Raw genomic sequence first — 1195 nt, 5'->3', positions numbered from 1 at the left:
GTGTGGTGGGGGTTCCGGCGCCGAGAGCGGGGATGCCGTCGTGGTGGTGGGGTGTGGCGTTGAAGGTGGTGGTGCCGGGTCCGGTGCCTGCGAGGGCGCGTTGGGCGTGGTCGATGAGTTCGTGGAGTTCGGCGGTGACGTGCTGGTAGGTCTGTTCGGCTTCGCGGTGGACCCAGGCGATGGAGGATCCGGGCAGGATGTCGTGGAACTGGTGCAGGAGCACGGTTTTCCACAGGCGGTCGAGGGTGTCGTGGGGGTAGTCGTGGCCGAGGGTGGTGTGGGCGGTGGTGCACCAGAGTTCGGCTTCGCGCAGGAGGTGTTCGCTGCGGCGGTTGCCTTGTTTGGTGCGGGCTTGGGAGGTGTAGGTGCCGCGGTGGAATTCGAGGTAGAGCTCGCCGGTCCAGACGGCGGGGTCGCGGTGGTCGGCTTCGGCGGCGGTGAAGAATTCGGCCGGTGAGTGGAGTTCGACGGTGGGTGAGCCTTCGAGGTCGGCGAGGCGGTGGGCGCGGGCGAGCATGTCGCGGGTGGGTCCGCCGCCGCCGTCGCCGTGGCCGTAGGGCACGAGGGATCGGGTGGCGTGGCCGTGTTCGGCGAAGTTGCGGCTGGCGTGGGCGAGTTCGGCGCCGGTGAGTTCGGCGTTGTAGGTGTCGACGGGTGGGAAGTGGGTGAAGACGCGGGTGCCGTCGATGCCTTCCCACCAGAAGGTGTGGTGGGGGAACTTGTTGGTCCGGTTCCAGGAGATCTTCTGGGTGAGGAACCAGCGGGATCCGGAGTGGCGGACGAGTTGGGGTAGTGCGCCGCTGTAGCCGAAGGAGTCGGGTAGCCAGACTTCTTGGGTGTCGATGCCGAATTCGTCGAGGTAGAAGCGTTTGCCGTGGAGGAATTGGCGGGCGAGGGCTTCGGAGCCGGGCAGGTTGGTGTCGGATTCGACCCACATGCCGCCGACGGGGACGAATTGGCCGGTGCGGACGTGTTCGCGGACGCGGTCGAAGAGGTCGGGGTGGTGTTGTTTGAGCCAGGCGAGTTGTTGGGCTTGGGACATGGCGAAGGTGAAGGCGGGGTCGCGGGTCATGAGTTCGGTGACGTTGGCGACGGTGCGGGCGACTTTGCGGATGGTTTCGCGTTGGGGCCAGAGCCAGGCGGAGTCGATGTGGGCGTGTCCGGTGGCGCTGATGCGGTGGGTGGTGGTGTGGGC

At 67.3% G+C, this 1195-nt stretch carries 1 protein-coding gene; it reads right to left on the bottom strand.

Annotation, left to right across the window (positions count from 1 at the left end; translation table 11 throughout):
- The coding region (locus LCD31_RS28745; RefSeq protein ID WP_374201695.1) for an alpha-mannosidase at positions 1 to 1114 on the bottom strand (1114 nt) is incomplete at its 3' end.
- Positions 1115 to 1195 lie beyond the last annotated feature (81 nt).

Origin of the sequence: Saccharopolyspora sp. 6M (assembly GCF_020176775.1) — a bacterium.
In the GTDB taxonomy this organism is placed as follows: Bacteria; Actinomycetota; Actinomycetes; order Mycobacteriales; family Pseudonocardiaceae; genus Saccharopolyspora_C; species Saccharopolyspora_C gregorii.
The sequence above is the reverse complement of the archived record's forward strand: the minus strand, read 5'-3'. Positions and strand labels throughout refer to the sequence as shown.